Below are 18,057 nucleotides of genomic sequence, written 5' to 3'. Positions count from 1 at the left end.
GGGGCGCAGAGCAGGCTTCGCAACGCAAGCCCTTTTTAGGAGGTGCGTCCGACGTCGATGAACGACATGCCGGTGGTGGGCAGCGGCTTGAAGCCGTTGAGCTTCTTGTCGTCCCAGGCGGAGGGCAACTGGCGGTGGAAGATCGGGTAGAGCGGGAGCTCCTCAGAGACGAGGTCCACGATTTCGCCGGTGATCTTCTTGGCGTCTGCGGCGGCAGCCTGTGAGCCCTTGTTCATCAGTTCCTGCAGTTTGGCGCGTTCCGGCGCGGTCCAGTAGGCGCGCTTTTCCATCCAGGTGGCGCCCGAGTAGAACCAGCTCAGGAGCAGGTCCGCGTCGTTGCCGAAGACGGAGGGGTCGCCGGGGGCTGCGACCACTGAGTAGTCGCCGGCGCCGACACGGTCCGTGTACAGGGCGCCTGACTGGATGCTCTTGACCGAGACCTTGACGCCGGGGATCTTGTTCCAGGACTCGAGGATCAGCGGGGCAACGTCCTTGACCCAGGCGGTGTCCGTGGTGAGCAGCTCGAATTCGAGGCTCGTGACGCCGGCCTGCTTCAGGAGGTCTTCAGCCTTCTTGGCGTCGTAGCCGTAGACGTTCTTGGCCTTGACGTAGTCCGGGTGGCCTTTCTGGAAGTAGGAGCTGGCGGGCTTGGCGTTGCCGAACAGGGCCTTCTTGATGATGGCGTCCTTGTCCAGGCCGTAGTGCAGCGCCTGGCGGACCAGCTTGTTGTTGAACGGGGCCTTGTTGCAGTTGAACATCAGGAACATCATGCCGAAGGACTGGACGGATTCAACCTTGACCTTGGACTTCAGGCCGTCGATGTCCAGGTAGGGGACATCCTCGATGGCCTGGACACGGCCGGACTGGACGGCGGTGACGCGGGCTGCGGCGTCGGAGAGCAGGAGCCAGGTCATGCCCTTGGCCAGTGCCGGCTTGGGGCCGTTGTAGTCTGCGAACGCTTCGAAGACGATCTTGTCGTCCTTCGCGGCGGAGATGAGCTTGTAGGGGCCGGTGCCGACGGGCTTGGCGTCGAAGGCCTTGAGGTCCGTGGCCAAGGCCTTGGGGACAACCTTGACCACGGAGATGCGGGGGCCGAAGCCGGGGAAAGCGTACTTGAGGGTGAACTCAACCGTCTTGGCGTCCAGCGGCTTGACGTCCTGGATGAACGGGATGAACTGCGAGAAGAGGGACTTGTTCGCCGGGTCCATCACGCGGGTGAAGGAGAAGGCCACATCTTCGGTGGTGACCGGGGTGCCGTCGTGGAACTTGGCGCCCTCGCGGATGGTCACCTGGTAGGTGGTGTCGTTGACCTTCTTGGGGTCCGAGGCAGCCAGCGCGTTGTACGGCACGCGGGTGGCCGGGTGCAGCTCGATGAGGCCTTCGAAGATGTGGAGGTTGGCGGCCATCGGCGTGGCGCCTGAGGAGCTCAGCGGATCGAAGCCGGTGGAGAGGGCGTAGGAGATGCCCGCTTCGATGGTGAGGTCCTTGTTGACTGCCGCGGCGCTTGCCGAGCCGCCGGTGGTGGTAGCTGCCGGGCTGCCGCACGCGGCAACGGAGGCGGTGAATGCTGCAGCGGCGCCCATGGCCCCGGTCAGCTTGAGGAAGTTCCGGCGGCTGGCGTCATTGACCAGCGGCAGGTTCTTGGTGATGTTGTTCATGAGGGCCTCGCCATTCCAGAAGGTTTATCGGATGTAGGACGTCCGAGCTCGTATGTCGACTGTAAGCGTCATCACAGGGTCACGTCAAGCGCCAGTCCTGTAACGCTCTCTCACTTTTGGCGCGTCTAGGCCGGACGCTCTCTCAGATCCTGCGCGTTTTCGGTGAACGCCCTCTCACTCAGGCTCGCTGACGTCACCGGAGGCGGTGTCAAACCTGAACGCACGACGACGACGCCCGGCAGTGGCGCCGCGCTCGCCGGTCGCTTCGAAGGCAACCTCGTAGGCCACCTCGGCATAGCCGCGCGCCACATCGGCCTCCGTGACTGTGTAAGTCGGGGTGAAATACAGGGCTTCCTGCCCGGGGCCGAGGTCTGCGGCCGGGAAGGCATCCGAGCCGGGGCCGGACAACCGGACCGCGGTTACTGGCAGGGAGCCGTCATTGCGCGCCCGGCCCGTGAAGGCCAGGATGTCCCCGGCCTTGTAGCCGGGAATGATCGGGCCGTAGTTCAGGTCCTGTGCCTCCCGGGTGCCGATGACCTGCGCCGCTTCTGCGGAGTAGCCCTGGCCGATTTCCTTCCAGGTGTGCACGCCCCAGTCCTCACCGCCGGACTGCAACACATGGAACTCGCCGGCGTTCTGCCAGACTGGCGGGCGGCCGGGCGTGATGGATCGCAGTTCCATGCCGAAGACCAGTCCGGCATCGCCATAGGGCCCCGGCCCGGCGTCGTCGGCGGAGGCTGGAGGCGCCTCGCCCTCCGTGGACAGCCGATCAAGAAGCTGTTCCGCAGGCACCGAGGCGAACACGATTTCCCGGTAACCCTGGCGCTCGTAGAGAACGCCGATATTGCCGTCGGGGAGCCGGGTTGCCGTCGAATAGGCCGAGCTGCCCGGGCATAGGACCAGCTTCGCGGGCCAGCTGCGCCCGTTATCGGTGGACAGGCTGATCACCGTGTTCCGCCGCAATGCCGTGTCCTGGTTGTTGGTGGCCAGGAACCACCTTTCCGTGGCCTCGTCGGCGAAAGAAGTCAGGGACGGCAGGCCGTCGAAGCGGACCAGCGAGCCGTTGTCGCCCGGGTCCGGGAGGTCCTCGACGGGGCGCAGGGCACTCCAGGTGGCCCCGCCGTCGTCCGATATTGCGGCTAGGCGGCGCGGTGTGCCGCGGCTGTGCAGCAGGAGCCGGCCGTCGTGGAGGGCTACGACCTTGTTTTCGTTGGGGGCGTGGCCGTGCGTCCGGGCGCCGACGAGTTCCCCGAGCGTCCAGGTGCTGCCGTGATCGTCGCTGTACGCGGAGGCGGCCATGATCTCGCCGCCGGCCAGGACCACAAACTGCTGTACCAGCCGGCCGCGGTGCGCGCCGCTGTGGATCTGAATGCCCTGCCCCGCCGCGGCGAAGATTCCGGTGATGTCCGGCTCGTCGGGGCGGACAGGCGGGCGGAGCTTGAGCTGGGCGGTGATCCTGCGGTGCTGCCAGGTCAGGCCGTCGTCGTCCGAGTAGCTGAGATCGCAGTGCTGCACATCGTCGTCGGGCTCGAGCCCTGCCGCCGCTTCGAAGAATCCGGCGTGCGTTCCCGCGGCGTGGAACATCAAGATCCGGCCGGTCTCAACGTCCACCAGCAGGCTCGGATCGCCGTAGCCATGGAGGCCGCCGCCCGTCCTTACTACCTGTTGCCCGCCCCAGGTCCGGCCGTTGTCCGTGCTGCGCCGGAGCAGGAGGTCGATCGGGTTGGGCAGGTCATCGAGGTTGGGGCGGCCGTCATAGGCGGCCAACAGTGTGCCGTCCCGCGAGACGGCGAGGGCGGGGATCCTGTATTGCCGGTAGCCGCCGGCGCCCCGGACCGCAAGCACGTGTTCGACGTCGGGCGTGGCAGCCGCCATTGGCTGGAAGACGTGGGATGTCATATCTCCATGGTAGGCGACGCGTAATGCACTGCGTGGGCGGCCCGCATCTCTGGCAGAGTATGACCATGCTCACAGTAATAGGCGAGGGCCTTGTTGACGTTGTCCAGCGCGCCTCCGGAATCGAAGCCCACGTGGGCGGCAGCCCACTTAACGTCGCGGTGGGCTTGGCCCGCCTGGACCATGCCGTGCAGTTCATCGGCCGCTACGGCCGCGACGCCTACGGCGATTCGGTGGCGGCACACCTGCGCTCCAGCTCCGTGATGCTGCCGCTGGGCCCGGACGAGCTGCCTACCAGCGTGGCCACCGCGGTGATTGACGACGACGGCGCCGCCACCTACGCGTTCGACCTCGCCTGGGAGCTTCCCGGCTTGGCGGACCGTCTCTCCTTTATGCTGCAGGGAACCACCCTGCTGCACACCGGCTCCATCGCCACCATGCTGGCGCCGGGCGCCGCAGCGGTGCTCGCCGCCGTCGAACATGCCCACCCCGCCGCCACGATCAGCTTCGATCCCAACTGCCGGCCCAGCATCATCACCGACGTGGATTATGCGCGGACGCAGGCGGAGAAGTTTGTCACCCTCGCGGACGTGGTCAAGGCCTCGGATGAGGACCTGGAGTGGCTGTACCCGGGTGTGGACGTGCTTGAATCGGCGCGCCGCTGGCTGTCGTTGGGCGGCTCCGAGGGGCCGGCCATGGTGGTGGTCACGCGCGGCGCGGCCGGGCCGTGGGGCATCACGGCCGCCGGTGAAACTGCGATTGACGCGCCTCGCGTGGAGGTGGCTGACACTGTGGGCGCCGGTGATTCTTTTATGGCCGCACTGCTCTCCGGGATCGTGGACCGGGGCCTGGACGGTGCGCAGAACCGGAAGGACCTGCGCGGGCTTCCGGCCGAGGGCCTGGCCGAACTCCTGGCCCACGCAGCCCGCGCGGCGGCGGTCACTGTTTCCCGCCCGGGCGCCAACCCGCCCACCCGTGCCGAACTGAACGAGGTTCCGGCGGAGTAAGCGGGTTTCCCTCATCGATTGCCCTGTAAGCGCCGTTTTGAGGGGCCCAAAGGGCGTCTACGGAGCAATCGATGAGCGCAGATGCTCCTGGCGGCCCACCGCGTAGGCCTCGCGGAGCCAGGCGGCCAGTTCGCCGTCGACGTCGGAGGGCTTGGTCACCCGTACCGTGTAGAGATGCGTGTACGGAGACAGTGTTTCGACCCGCCGGAATCTGGGCGACTCAACCCGGCGCGTAAGCCAGAACTCCACATCGAGCCACTTGTTCGCAGGTTTGCCGGCAGCGAACCTGACCCGAACCATAAAGGCGACGCGGTCCCGGTAGGGGACCAGCGTTACCGGGCCGATCGCCTCCACGGTACGGCGAACCAGCTCGAACAGCCGGTGGATGCTTTCCGGCCTGTCGCGGAACGGCTCGTCGAGGGTGTGCTGTGAGCAGGAATGGTTCATGTTCCGTGTGACAAACTGCCGCCCGCAGGAGGGGCATGTCCACAAGGCGCGGCCGGTCCGCAGGCCCGGCGGCGTTATGGTCCCGCCCAGCACCTGGGCCAAAATCTGCTCCATGCGGCGCGCCCGCGTCGACAGCGTCCGGGCGTCCTCGAGGAAGCGAATGAGCTCCCGCCGCTGCGAAACGGGCAGCCGCCCCCAGTTGTCCGACGCTCCCACGGCCGCGTCAAGGGCGGCCGATAAATCTCCGGGCGGGATGACCTCGTTGGTGTGGAGCGCATGGACATCCACTGTGACCGTTTCTCCGATGCGCACGCGCGTTGCTGTCCGGAGGCCCCCGGAAAGGTACAGGACGTGCCGTCCGGACCTGGCCGGCATCACCGTGGCGTTGAACTCCGTACCTCTGAGCGTGCCAGTCACCCGGATCCGGCCATGCTCCGCAAGCGGCAGCAGCTCAGCCACCGCTGTCGTCGGGACGTCCACGAATGGATTGGAACCGCGCAGCTGAACAGTGGCGGTGAAGCGAACCATATGGTCATTATCGACCCGGTTGGCCGGGCCGAAAAGGAATCCCGATCTCCGGCGGAGTAGTCGGGTGCTGCCTCATCTACGGCTACGTTGGCGCCGTTTTGAGGGCGGAACTGACCGAGGTTGCAGGAGAAAGTTAGGCAGAATCATAACAAACTTAAGTATGAAATCGACATAATGCTGTTAGGCTTGATTTCGCGCCTATAGAGAGTGAGCGATGATGCTTCTCGAAAGAGACCTGATCCAGTCAGTCGGATTCCGCAATGTCACAGAAGGCGGGCGGGTAACCGGCTTCCAGTTCCGCGTCCGGATGCCTTCATACCGGGGCATGGCCGCGTCCCTCATCGACGGTATTGCCGTCCGTGTCGGCAACATCGTCAACGTCGGACCGGGCGTTCCGTTGTGGACCTTCGGCGGGCAGGTCTATACGCTGCAGCAGCTGTGGGACAGCAGCGGCGTCCGGTGGCCTTTGGAGGAAGCGGCGGTGGTTACCGTTCCGCTCGAGGGCGGACTGCCGCAGGGCGTGCATGAGCTCTCCATCGAACTGCGCCTGCGGATGTCCTATATTCCGGTGGAGCACCAGCCCACCGTGCACCGCACCAGCCGTGCAGTGACGCTCGGGCCCGAAGGCGGCGAAGGCTCCTTCCGCTACGGCGTTTCCCTGTACAGCTTCATGGGTGACTACGGCACGGTCATGGACCTGGAGTCGGCGCTGGCCGCCGTCGCAGACGTGGGTGCTACCGGCGTCGAGATACTTGGCGAGGGGCACATCCCTGGCTATCCGGATCCCTCTTTGGCGTGGATCGACAACTGGTTTGGGCTGCTGGAGAAGTACTCGCTCGAGCCCACCAACTACGGTTCCTGGATCGACACCCGGCTGCACCCGGGACGGACCATGACGGTTGCCGAAGGCACGGAGGCACTGCAGCGGGACCTGAAACTTGCGCACCGGCTCGGCTTTGGGTTCGTTCGCCCCAAGATCGGCGTTGTGTCCAGCGACCTGGTCCCCGACCCGATCTGGACCGAATCGGCGGAACGCTCCCTTGACCTGGCGCATGAGCTGGGCATCATCATCTGCCCGGAGATACACTCGCCTACGCCCATCAAGCACCCCGTTGTCGAGGACTACATCGGCCTGATCGAGCGGACCGGGACCAAGAACTTTGGCCTCCTCATCGACACCGGAATCTTCCAAGACCGGCCCATCCCGCTGCGCGAAGGGGAGACCCGTGAGACCCGGCCCGCCTTCCTGGACGGCATCGGCGTCCACCCGGCCGACTTCGCGGACATTGCCCAGTACGTTGTGTTCATCCAGGCGAAATTCCATGACATCAACGAGCAACTGGAAGACCAGCAAATTCCCTGGTTGCCCGTGCTTAAGGCATTCAAGGAGTCCGGCTACACCGGCTACCTGTCCAGCGAATATGAAGGCGAACGCACTCCCTGGCGGGCCCTCGAGCAGGTGCGGCGCCAGCACGCACTCATCCGTCGGATCACCGGCGAACTTTCCTGACCCATCCCACCCCTAGCGAAGAGAACAACAATGCCCAACGGACTTCTTGACGATGCAAGCCTGCGCCCCCACCCCGAGGGCCTCGCGCTTGCCCTGACTCTTCCGTGGTACCGGAGCCTTTGGCTCTCCTCGGTTTCCAGCCTGCGACTCACCGTCGACGGCCAGGACATCCCCGCCGAGGACTTGTCGCTGGAACTGGGGGGCGTCCGCTATGCGCTCGCTGACCTGCCCGCGCAAAGCGAAACCCTCTGGTACCTCCAGGAACACCCGCTGCTCATTGCCAGGCGACACAACCCTGTCTCCCAGGGTGACAAGCTCCGGATCCAGCTGATCGGGGAGCTGCGCCTGCCCTACATGCAGATTGCCCCCGGCCAGGACGGCGGTCCCGGCATGTATGTCCCGAATTTCGTGAACCAGACACTGGACTTGACCGCCACAGGCAGGGCAGCGGCGGCACCGGAGCTGACGACGGCGGTCACGCCGGCCCCGCCGAAAGCGGAAGAGGATCCCTTCTCGCTCGGGCTCACCCTTTATTCAGCGAGTGCCGAGTTCCGGGCAGGCTGGTACGACTTCGATGGCCTGCTGAACCGCGTCGCCGAACTGGGCATCGGTCCCGGCATTGAAATCGTGGCCTCCCAGGTCCTGCCCACCTATCCGACCGTGACAGACGACTTCGCGCGCTCATGGCACGCGGCCTTCGACAAGCACGGTTTCACCGCAAGCTCGTTTGGCGCGAACCTTGACATGGGCCGGCGCCGGGACCGCGACATGACTTCTGACGAGGAGTACGAGTTCACCGAGACGCTGTTTCACGGCGCCAAGAAGCTCGGGTTCCCGCTGGTCCGTATCCAGAGCGCCAAACCCGAACTGCTGCGCCGGCTCCTGCCCCTGGCCGAGAACCTGGAGCTCAAGCTGGCCTATGAGATCCATGCGCCGCTGGGGCCCAACTCCCCGGAGATCATGAAGGTCCGCGACGTTTACGCGGAGCTTGATTCACCGTTGCTGGGGTTCGTGGCTGACTTCTCCTCAACCATGCACAGCATGTCCCCAACGCTCCTGCGCGCGGTCCGCCGTGCCGGGCTGGACGACGAAGCCGTCCAGACGCTGCAGGCCACCTGGGCCACCGATGCCCCGATGCGGGAGCGGCAGGAGGAGTTCATCGGCTATCTCCGCGGACGGGACTTTGATCCAGCCCGCCTGGGGTCCTTCGCACACCTGGCCTTCAACATGCACGGACATGTCAGTCCGAAGGAATGGGCTGACATCATGCCCCAGATCATGCATGTGCACGCGAAGTTCTACGACATCGACGAGCAGGGAAACGAGCCCGCCATTGACTATCCGGAGCTGGTCCGCGTTTTCGTCGAAGGCGGCTACCGTGGCTACTGGTCCAGCGAGTGGGAGGGGCATGCCTTCGCCGAACTCGGCGAGGTGGACCCGCTGCTGCTGGTCCGGAAGCAGCACGACCTCATCCGCACGAGCATGCGGACGGCGTTGACCTCGGCCTGACCCTACAAAGCGGATTTCCCTCGATGCCTGTCCGGTTATGGGCGGGCATCGAGGCATTTAAGTGGTTTCCTGCGCCGTGGCGGCTGCCACGATGTCCCCTGCCTCCTTGAAAAGGCCCCGCATCCACTCGTGCTCGGAGTCCCGGTTATGCACGGGGTGCCACCACAGGGCATTAACCAGCGGTGTGGCATCGAAGGGCAGCGGCAGGATCCGCACACCGTCGACCCGCAGCGCGAACGGGACCAGCGCCGCCTGGATGAGCGCGATCCGGTTGGTCCCCACCACAAAGTGCGGCAGAGACTGGAAACTTTCAACCACCACATCCACCCGCGGTTCTACGCCCAGTTGCATAATCTGGCGTTCCGCCGACGTTGAGGCTGAGCGCGTCTGATACGTCATCACCCAGGGAAGTTCGGCGATGTTCTCCATGGTGATGCGCTCGCCGACGGCGTCATTGGACGAGGAGACCACGGCCACCCATCCGTCCCTCCACAGGTCCAGGTAGGGGAGCCCGCTAAGGAAGCCATGCGGAATGACCATGCCGTCCACGGAACGAAGGCGGTTGGCGGCGTCCTCCACCACCATCGGATTGTGGAGCATAAAGCGAAACCGGACTCCCGGCGCGCGCTCGGCCGCAAGCTCGGAGGCAACCCGGCCAATAGTGGTGAAGCCGTAATCGGAGCCGTAGATGGAGAATTCCCGTTCGGACTCGGCGGGCTCCCACGTTGCCTGGCTCTCAAAGACGCGCCGCGCGGCCTCAAGTGCAGTGGTGGTGTGCTCTGCCAGCCGCAGGGCGAAGGGCGTCAGTTCGTACGCATTTCCGCGGCGGGCGAGGATGGGGTCCCCGAAGTGGGACCGGAGCCGCGCAAGCGAGGCGCTGAGCGCCGGCTGGCTCAGATGAAGCCGCTCTGCCGCCCTGGTGACGCTCCGCTCCGTGATGAGGGCATCAAGGGAGATCAGCAGGTTCAGGTCAAGCCGGGAGAGCAGGACGTGGTTCGTCACGGCGGGCATTCTTTCGACGGTGAGCTAAGTCACCTCAGTGTATCAGTGGCATCGATACTTTCGATGATTCATATCATGCTCTTCTATGCAAGCAGGTCACTGCGACCCCCGTGAAACTTATGTCTATCATCGGCAAGACTTATGTGCTTTTTCTGCACATCTCCTGCATACTGATGAGTGACCGGGGTCACGGCTCCCGGAATTCTTCGACAATGAAGTCAGAAAGGCTGGACATGACACAGCACCGTCGCTATTCGGCTCTAAAGGTCGGCACCCTCGCCGTCCCCACCATCGCAGCCCTCGTCCTCACCGGCTGCTCGGCCCCCGCCAGCAGCAGCTCGCCCGCAGGAGGCGCCCAGGAATTTTCCCTGTCGTTCGCTACCTCCAACACCATTGAGAGCCCCTTCCAGGTATTGGCCGAGAAGTACATGGCGGCGAAGTCGAACGTGAAGATCACGTTCAACCCGCAGCCTAATGACTCCTATGACCAGACCCTGCGGACGCAGTTGCAGGCCGGTAACGCCTCCGACGTCGTGGTTACCACGCCTGGTTCGGGCCAGGGACGCAGCATCCTGCCGCTCGTTCAGGCCGGCTTCCTTGAGCCACTGGATGACGCCGCCAAGAAACTGGTTCCCCAGGGCAGCGAGGCTCTCTTCGGAACAGACGGAAAGGTCTACGGCCAGGCGCCGGAAATCACCGTAGTTGGTCTGGTTGCAAATGAAACAGCTGCCAAAGCAGCCGGAATTTCTGCTTTCCCGTCAGATTTTGCTGCCCTTGAAGACCAGTGCAAGACGCTCGCGTCATCCGGCAAATCGTTCATCGCCCTGGCCGGCTCCGCGGCTCCGAATACCGGGCTGATGGCGATGTCCCTGGCAGCGTCCCGCGTCTACGCGGAAGACCCGAAGTGGAACGAAAAGCGTGCCGCCAAGGAGACCACATTCGCTGGCTCGGACGGCTGGAAAGCCTCGCTGGAGGCAGTCACCAAGCTCAATGACGCGGGCTGCTTCCAGAAGGGCGCTGCAGGTGCCGGGTTCGACGCCATCACCAAGGGCCTTGCCGGCGGAACCTCGGTTGCCGGCTTTATCCCCGGCCCCAGCTGGAAGCAGCTGAAGACTGCAGCCGCCGACTCGGACTTCAATGTGCGGGCGCTCCCGGCAGAGAAGAGCTCCGAAGGTTTCGTCTACGCCAGTGCGAACTATGCATTCTCCATCAACGCAGCATCCAAGAACAAGGATGCCGCCAAGGCGTTCCTCGACTGGGCGGCCGAGCCTGAGCAGACCAAGGCCTTCGCAGAAATCGATGGCGCCCTGCCGGTCACAGGCCTTGACAGCTACGACTTCAACGCAAGTGCCTACAAGAACGTCGGCGATCTCATCAAGGACGGCAAGTACGGCCCGCTGCCGAACAGCCAGTGGCCCAACTCCGCCGTGTACGACGCCCTCGCCACCGGCGTCCAGGGCCTGATCACCGGACAGAAGACTGCCGATCAGGTACTCCAGGCCATGGATACGGCCTGGGGACAGTAACAGCTTCAGACCACCACAGTTCCAACGACTCAAAGGGACAAGCAAGGATTACCATGACTGCGACGATGCAACCGAAAAGCGAAGCAGCAAAAGCACCCCTGCGTGGCGGGCGTGCTCCGGGGACGGGCGGAACCCCCCGTCCCCGGAGCGCAGGCCTGCAGTTGGGACATTGGTGGTGGGCGCTGCCCGGGATTGTCCTGGTCATCGCCATCCACTACGTGGCAACCGGTATCGGCGGCTTCTTCGCCTTCACCAACTGGACAGGCATCGGCTCGTTCAAGATTGTGGGCTGGCAGAACTTCGAAGCCATCTTCAAGGACCCCACCAAGCTCGGCGCCCTGACAAACACACTGTTCCTGGCCTTTGGTTCGGTCTTGCTCGGCAACGTCGGCGGGCTCATCATCGCCCTCGGCCTCAACCGGATGCTGAAGACGCGATACGTCCTCCGGACCCTCTTCTTTATGCCCGTAGTGCTCAGTCCGCTGGCCACGGCCTACGTCTGGAAGTACATCTTCGACTTCGACGGCCCCATCAACGTCTTCCTCACTTCAATAGGCGCCGGCGATCTGGCCAAACCATGGCTCGCCGATCCCCAGTGGGCCGTCTGGACAGTCCTGGTAGTCCTTGTCTGGGGGTCCACCGGCTTTGCCATGGTGATCTTCATGGCGGGACTCGCCGGTGTCCCGGTGGAAGTCGAGGAGGCGGCCGCCATCGACGGTGCGAACCTGTGGCAGCGCTTCCGGCACGTCACGTTGCCGGCCATCCGCCCCGCCATCGCCATTGCCACCACCCTGGGAATAGTCCAGGGGCTCCGGGTCTTCGATCCCATCATGGCCCTGACCAACGGGGGACCCGCCGGCGCAACCGAAACGCTGGCCACCCAGGTCTACAAACAGGCATTTGCGCTCGGAAACTTTGGCGGCGGTGCCGCCCTGGCCCTGGTACTTGCCGCCATCATCCTGTTCTTCGCCGTAATCCAGCAGCGACTGACGCGATCGAACCCAGAGGACTAACCATGTTCCGCTACACAAAACTCACCCTGCTCCGCGAAGTTGGCCTCTGGGCCCTGGCGCTGATCTTCCTGACGCCGTTCTACTTTCTGGTGACCACAGCCCTGAAGCCGGACAGCGAGATGTACACGACGTCGCCCCTGGCGCCGCCGAAGAGCCCGGACTTCAGCAACTTCGTGGCTGTCCTGACGGCCACAGGCAACTCCAATGTTGTCCTGGGCCTTGTGAACAGCATCATCATTACCGCGGGAAGCATCGTCGGACTGATCGCGCTCGGTTCAATCACTGGATATGTCATCTCCCGCAGCACCCGCCGCTGGAGCAAGGGTGCGTATTACCTCTTCCTGATTGCCATCATCCTCCCCGGCCAGCTCGGCGCCGTGCCCCTCTATATGGGTGCGCGGGCCATGGGACTCACAGGGTCCGCGTGGGGCCTGATCGTCCTCTACACCGGCATGCTCCTGCCGCTGTCGATCTTCCTCTACGCCAATTTTTTCCGGGGACTCGGCACAGATTACGAGGAAGCCGCAACCATTGACGGGGCCAGCCGGTCCCAGATTTTTGCCAAGGTGGTGCTGCCCATGATGGCTCCCGCCACCGGAACGGTCACCATCTTCGCCGGACTAATCGTGTGGAACGACTTCTTCACCTCGCTGATCTTCCTGGGCGGCTCGGCCAACCAGACGCTGCCGGTGGCCATGTACTACTACATCGGTTCACTGGTTTCGGAGTGGAATTCGATCTTTGCGATCGTGATCGTGTCCATGATTCCCATCCTGGCGCTGTTCCTGTTCGCGCAGAAGCGCTTCATCCAGGGCTTCTCCGGCGGCCTAAAGGGCTGACCCGCAACGGTTGACCAGCACGCAGCACCCAAGTGCTGTGTGGCGGTCCCGCACACCCAAAAACGGGCGCGCAAAGCCTTCCACCCGATGTTTTCCCCCCCCTCTACCTTCCAGGAGACACTCATGTTCCAGCTTTCACCCAACATTGACCTTCTCTTCGCCGAAGCCGGCGAAAGTGCCGCGGACCGCGTTCGTGCTGCAGCAGCGGCCGGCTTCGACGCCGTCGAAATGTGGGGCCCCACCGGCAAGGACATCCCCGCTCTCAAGGACGCACTCGAGGAAACCGGAGTCCAGCTCACGTCCCAGCTTGCGGAACCGCGCATGCAGTTCATGATCCCGCCGAAGGACCACGCGCCCTTCTACACGGGACTCGACGCCGGCGTCGAGGTAGCGCAGCAGCTCGGCTGCCCCCGGCTCGTCGTGGGCAGCGGCACCGGATTCGGCGGCCGCAAACGCCAGGACCAGCTGGACGAACTGATCGAGATCTTCACCCGCGGCGTCGCACACATTGAGGGTTCCGGCATCACGCTGGTCCTGGAGCCGGTGAATATCAGGGTGGACCACCCCGGGGCGCTCCTCGACCGGACGTCAGAGGCCGTTTACGTGGCCAAAGGCGTCAACTCGCCCAACTTCGGCGTCCTCTACGACCTTTACCACTCCACCGTCGAGGGCGAGGACGTGGCCGCCGAGCTCGCCAACGCCGGCGACCTCATCAAGTACGTTCAGATCGCTGATGCGCCGGGACGCGGTGAACCCGGCTCGGGATCCATTGACTGGCACGCGCGGCTCGCAGACCTGCAGAACAGCGGCTACGCCGGCCCGATCGGCCTCGAGTATTACCCCACCATCGACTCGGCCAAGTCTGTCCAGTGGATCCAGGAACTGGTGGCGCGATGAGCCCAAACAGGTACCCCGTCGACGTCGACGTCGTCATCGTTGGCAGCGGACCCACGGCCTCGGCGTACGCGCGGATCCTCAGCGAGGAAGCGCCTGGTGCCACCATCGCCATGTTCGAGGTAGGGCCCACGGTCAGCAATCCTCCCGGTGCCCACGTCAAGAACATCGAGGATCCCGAGCGCCGGAGCCTTGCCCAGCGCGCATCGGAAGGACCGGGGGCAGGCGCCGAGACGGTTAACTCACCCGGCGCCGTCAAGAGCGGAGAGCGAAGGGCCAGGCCCGGAACGTACCTGTTGCCGGACGGCTCGGCGTTCCCCGGCGAGGACGGGATGCCCGTAGCAGCCATGTCCAGCAACGTGGGCGGCATGGCCGCCCACTGGACCGCGGCCTGCCCGCGCCCGGGCGGCAAGGAACGCATCGAGTTCCTGCCCGACCTGGAGCAGCTGCTCGAAGACGCCGACCGCCTCCTGGGCGTCACTACTCACGCCTTTGACGGTGCCCCGTTTTCTGAACTCGTCCGCGGACGCCTTGCGGCGGCGGTGGATGAGGGACGCGAACCTGGCTTGCGTGTCCAGCCCATGCCGCTTGCTGTACACCGGCGGGAGGACGGCAGCCTCGTGTGGTCGGGTTCCGACGTCGTGATGGGGGACCTGACCCGGGAGAACCCGAAGTTTGAACTCTTTGATGAGTCGCTGGTGACCCGCGTGCTGGTGGAGGACGGTACTGCCGCCGGCATCGAAGTCCAGGACCGGCGCGGCGGTGAGATCCATAGGGTGGCAGCCCGTTACGTCGTGGTGGGCGCCGACGCCCTGCGCACTCCGCAGCTGCTGTGGGCCTCCGGCATCAGGCCCGCCGCCCTGGGCCGTTACCTCAACGACCAGGCCCAGGTGGTCTTCGCGAGCAGGCTGCGCGACGTCAAGGCCGAGCATGCGCCGCGGGCCGGGGAGGGCGCGCTCAGCGAGCAAAGCGGCGTGGCGTGGGTTCCCTACACTGACGACGCGCCGTTCCATGGCCAGATCATGCAGCTGGATGCGTCACCGGTTCCGCTGGCCGAGGATGACCCCATTGTTCCGGGGTCGATCGTGGGGCTGGGCCTGTTCTGCGCGAAGGATCTCCAGCGGGAGGACCGGGTGGCGTTCGACGACGCTGCCCGTGACTCGTACGGGATGCCCGCCATGCGCATCCACTACCGCCTCACGCAGCGGGACCATGACGTGTTGGAGCGCGCCAAGCAGGAGATTGTCCGGCTGGGCAAGGCTGTGGGTGAACCGCTCGACGAGCACCCCTTTGTTCTCCCGCCGGGATCCTCGCTCCACTACCAGGGCACAACGCGCATGGGCGCGACGGACGACGGCGAGAGTGTCTGTTCTCCGGACAGCCAGGTCTGGGAGGTCCCCGGCCTCTTCGTGGCCGGCAACGGCGTCATCCCCACCGCCACCGCCTGCAACCCCACGCTGACGGCGGTGGCGCTCGCAGTGCGCGGGGCACACAGGATTGCGGAAGAACTCACCAGCTCTTTACTTATGTCCGAATCAGACAATAGACTGTCTAAATAATGAAGAAGCGGCAATTGCCCGCCCTTTCACCCAGGCACAGGCATTTGCTCAATAACAGGCAAGGCATGCCGCAGACAAGGAGGTCTCGATGATCGCCGACCGCATAATCGAGCACGGAACACTTACCACCCAGGACGGCCGCACCGCCGTCGAAGTCCGCATCCCCTGGTACCGGGCCCTGCCGGGCTCGTGCATTGCAGGAGCCGCGCTGACAGTGGACGGCGTTGCCGCCCCGGAGGGCTCACTGCGCTGGACCATGAACAACCGCACATTCAACTTTGAGGAACTCGTCGACGAAACCGGCGAATGGTGGTTCCCGCTGGACTCAGCAGTCCTTTCGGGCGAACTTCCCGTTCCGGACCCCCATGCCGAACACGAGGTCCGGGTGGACCTGAAGCTCTACATTCCGTACATCATCACCGACCACGGCGTGCTGCATATCGAAGAGCACGACACCAAGACCATGAAGGTGGCACAGCGATGACCAGCCTCGGCACGCCGATCCAGGGCGTCACCCTTTACAGCTTCACCCGGGTCTCCCACGCCCGGCAGTACGACCTCGAAGGCCTGATCCGCAAAGTGGCGGCCGAAGGCTTCGGCCCGGGGCTTGAACTTATCGGGTTCTCCAGCCTGCGGGGCTTTCCGGACCGGATCGATGACACCTTCGTGGGGCAGTTCCACGATCTGGTGGCCGAGGTTGACCTGGTTCCCACGTCGCTGGCAGTCAACGTTGACACGGGGATCCGCCGTGACCGGCTCATGAACCATGACGAGCTGGTGGAATACATGCGCAAGCAGATCGAGGTAGCTGCCAGGCTCGGCTTCCCCATCGCCCGGGTGCAGATTTCGCTGACTCCGGACGCCATGGAAAGCCTGCTGCCCGTGGCTGAGAAGTACGGTGTGACCCTGGCCCTCGAAGTCCACGCCGACCAGCACGGCGCGCACGAGCGTGTCCTCGCGCTGCGTGACCGCTACGAGAAACTGGATTCTCCCCTGCTTGGCTTCACCGCAGACTGGGGTGCCACCGTCACCGGCTTCGCACCCTCCCTGCTGGAGGCCTACCGCCGGCGCGGCGCTTCGGAGGAACTGCTCCGCCGGGTGGTTGACCTGTGGAACGGTTTCTACGCCGAAGGGCCGCCGAACACGCAAAAGGTCCACGGTGAGCGCTTCGGTGCCTTCATTGGCCTGGCTGCCCGCAACGGCAGGCCGGACCTGGGCATTGACTTCGGCATCAACGGGACCGGGCTTTTCGGGCCTGCTCCCATAGACACCTGGCTGGAGATCATGCCCTGGGTGCGCCACGTACACGGCAAGTTCTTCGGCATCGATGAGAACGGCGAAGAGCCCTCAGTGCCGGTCCGGGACCTGGTCCGGCAACTCGTGGAGAACGGCTACTCCGGTGCCATCTCCAGCGAATACGAAGGCTGGCACTGGAACAACTGGCAGGACCCGTTCGACATCATCCGCGGTGAGCAGGCCGTCCAGCGTTCCGCTGCAACCAACGCACGTTCGGTTATGATCACTGACGCCGCCGAAGCGCGCCGCATCCTCAACAGTCACCTCGCCCAGCCCGTCCGCGGCTGAAATAGTAAGGAACAAGACATGTCAGAAGGCATCGCAGGCTCGGGCATCGAGCTCGGCATCACCCTCTATTCGCTCACTTCCGAGTTCGCCGCCGGAATCTACACCCCGGAGACCCTGATCAAGGCCGTTGCCGATGAAGGCCTCGGTCCCGGCGTCGAGTTCAACATCGCCCAAATGCTGCGAACCTACCCCGACGTTGACGACGATTTCATCCGCCTGTGGCGCGACAGCATGGACCGTTACGGACTCACCCCCAGCGCAGTGGGCACCAACCTGGACATGGGCCGCCGCAAGGACCGGGACATGACGCCGGATGAGGAGTACGACTTCTTCGCCGCGCAGCTGCGCACCGCCAATAAGCTCGGTTTCCACCGCGTGGTGATCCGCTCCGCAGGTAAGGAACTGCTCCGCCGGCTGCTTCCCCTGGCCGAGAAGTATGACCAGAAGCTCGGCTACGAGATCCATGCACCGCAGGGCCCGAACGATCCCAAGATCCTGCAGATCCGCGAAATGTACGCGGAACTGGGCAGCGAGCGGCTCGGTTTCACGGCAGACTTCAGCTCCACCATGCACAGCCTTTCCCCGACGCTGTTCCGCACGCTGACGCAGATGGGGCTGCCTGAAGAGCACTTTGCCGTTATGCAGGACATCTGGCGCAAGCCGCTGCCGATGCAGGAACGCAACCAGGAATTCGAGGACTACCTCAACGCGAACAACTTCGACCCCGCGCGCCTGGGCCCGTTCACCCGGCTGGCCTTCAACATGCACGGGCTGGTTCCGCCGGAGGAATGGCTGGACATCATGCCCCAGATCTTCCACGTCCACGCAAAGTTCTACGACATCGACGAAAACGGCAACGAGCCGGCGATGGACATTCCCCGCATTGTGCGGCAGTTCGTCAAGGGCGGCTACCAGGGCTACCTTTCCAGCGAATGGGAGGGACACGCCTTCGCCGACCTCGGCGAATCCGATCCGATCGACCTCGTCAAGAAGCAGCACACGCTCATGCGGCGGGCCATCGAAGACGCCGTCGATTCAGAAACAAACGTTCCCCACCCGACCCTGGTCGAGACTGTTAAGTAAGG

General features: G+C 64.4%; 15 protein-coding genes. 11 read left to right on the top strand and 4 right to left on the bottom strand.

The window, feature by feature from the left end; genetic code table 11:
• Positions 1-35: 35 nt before the first annotated feature.
• Together ACZY1F_RS15700 and ACZY1F_RS15695 are read right to left on the bottom strand one after the other, a co-directional pair.
• On the bottom strand, positions 36-1,658 hold the full coding sequence (locus ACZY1F_RS15700; RefSeq protein ID WP_463942859.1) for an ABC transporter substrate-binding protein: 1,623 nt from the start codon (positions 1,656-1,658) through the stop codon (positions 36-38).
• A 174-nt stretch (positions 1,659-1,832) separates the two neighbouring features.
• Positions 1,833-3,557: a sialidase family protein gene (locus ACZY1F_RS15695; protein WP_463942857.1), complete on the bottom strand. Its 1,725-nt coding sequence runs from the start codon at positions 3,555-3,557 to the stop codon at positions 1,833-1,835.
• A 65-nt stretch (positions 3,558-3,622) separates the two neighbouring features.
• On the opposite strand from ACZY1F_RS15695, the gene ACZY1F_RS15690 reads away from it, so the two are divergent.
• Entirely contained in the window at positions 3,623-4,561 is a 939-nt protein-coding gene (locus tag ACZY1F_RS15690; RefSeq protein ID WP_463942855.1) for a PfkB family carbohydrate kinase, read from the top strand.
• Between the two features lie 57 nt (positions 4,562-4,618).
• Here the strand turns inward: ACZY1F_RS15690 and ACZY1F_RS15685 are convergent, their stop codons facing one another.
• Complete coding sequence (locus ACZY1F_RS15685; protein WP_463942854.1) at positions 4,619-5,536, bottom strand: DUF1905 domain-containing protein; 918 nt, start codon at positions 5,534-5,536, stop codon at positions 4,619-4,621.
• A 217-nt stretch (positions 5,537-5,753) separates the two neighbouring features.
• Between ACZY1F_RS15685 and ACZY1F_RS15680 the strand changes: the two genes are divergently transcribed.
• The gene (locus ACZY1F_RS15680) at positions 5,754-7,046 is read left to right on the top strand and encodes a C-glycoside deglycosidase beta subunit domain-containing protein (protein WP_463942984.1); all 1,293 of its coding nucleotides are present in this window, start codon (positions 5,754-5,756) and stop codon (positions 7,044-7,046) included.
• Positions 7,047-7,076: 30 nt separating this feature from the next.
• A complete protein-coding gene (locus ACZY1F_RS15675; protein WP_463942852.1) occupies positions 7,077-8,555 on the top strand; it encodes a C-glycoside deglycosidase beta subunit domain-containing protein in 1,479 nt (492 codons plus the stop codon).
• 57 nt (positions 8,556-8,612) lie between these two features.
• Here ACZY1F_RS15675 and ACZY1F_RS15670 read toward each other — a convergent pair whose 3' ends face one another.
• A complete protein-coding gene (locus ACZY1F_RS15670) occupies positions 8,613-9,557 on the bottom strand; it encodes a LysR family transcriptional regulator (protein ID WP_463942850.1) in 945 nt (314 codons plus the stop codon).
• 233 nt (positions 9,558-9,790) lie between these two features.
• Here ACZY1F_RS15670 and ACZY1F_RS15665 point away from each other — a divergent pair, with 233 nt between their 5' ends.
• The 8 genes from ACZY1F_RS15665 to ACZY1F_RS15630 all read left to right on the top strand — a co-directional run bounded on the left by ACZY1F_RS15665 (position 9,791) and on the right by ACZY1F_RS15630 (position 18,055).
• Positions 9,791-11,083 carry an ABC transporter substrate-binding protein gene (locus ACZY1F_RS15665; protein WP_463942849.1) on the top strand — a complete coding sequence of 431 codons (1,293 nt, stop codon included), beginning with the start codon at positions 9,791-9,793 and terminating at the stop codon, positions 11,081-11,083.
• Between the two features lie 53 nt (positions 11,084-11,136).
• Positions 11,137-12,096, top strand: a complete 960-nt coding sequence (locus ACZY1F_RS15660) for a carbohydrate ABC transporter permease (RefSeq protein ID WP_463942848.1) — start codon at positions 11,137-11,139, stop codon at positions 12,094-12,096.
• Between the two features lie 2 nt (positions 12,097-12,098).
• Positions 12,099-12,935 carry a carbohydrate ABC transporter permease gene (locus ACZY1F_RS15655; RefSeq protein ID WP_463942847.1) on the top strand — a complete coding sequence of 279 codons (837 nt, stop codon included), beginning with the start codon at positions 12,099-12,101 and terminating at the stop codon, positions 12,933-12,935.
• A gap of 123 nt (positions 12,936-13,058) precedes the next feature.
• Complete coding sequence (locus ACZY1F_RS15650; RefSeq protein WP_463942845.1) at positions 13,059-13,832, top strand: TIM barrel protein; 774 nt, start codon at positions 13,059-13,061, stop codon at positions 13,830-13,832.
• Positions 13,829-15,388, top strand: a complete 1,560-nt coding sequence (gene carA / locus ACZY1F_RS15645) for a c-glycoside 3-oxidase CarA (protein WP_463942843.1) — start codon at positions 13,829-13,831, stop codon at positions 15,386-15,388. The genes ACZY1F_RS15650 and carA overlap by 4 nt, the downstream gene beginning before the upstream one ends.
• Positions 15,389-15,476: 88 nt before the next feature.
• A complete protein-coding gene (locus ACZY1F_RS15640) occupies positions 15,477-15,872 on the top strand; it encodes a C-glycoside deglycosidase beta subunit domain-containing protein (protein WP_463942841.1) in 396 nt (131 codons plus the stop codon).
• Positions 15,869-16,972 (top strand): sugar phosphate isomerase/epimerase family protein, encoded by a 1,104-nt coding sequence (locus ACZY1F_RS15635; RefSeq protein ID WP_463942840.1) that lies wholly within the window; start codon positions 15,869-15,871, stop codon positions 16,970-16,972. The genes ACZY1F_RS15640 and ACZY1F_RS15635 overlap by 4 nt, the downstream gene beginning before the upstream one ends.
• Positions 16,973-16,990: 18 nt before the next feature.
• Positions 16,991-18,055: a sugar phosphate isomerase/epimerase family protein gene (locus tag ACZY1F_RS15630; protein ID WP_463942838.1), complete on the top strand. Its 1,065-nt coding sequence runs from the start codon at positions 16,991-16,993 to the stop codon at positions 18,053-18,055.
• Positions 18,056-18,057: the final 2 nt, after the last annotated feature.

The organism is Pseudarthrobacter xylosi (assembly GCF_055412765.1).
The sequence above is the reverse complement of the archived record's forward strand: the minus strand, read 5'-3'. Positions and strand labels throughout refer to the sequence as shown.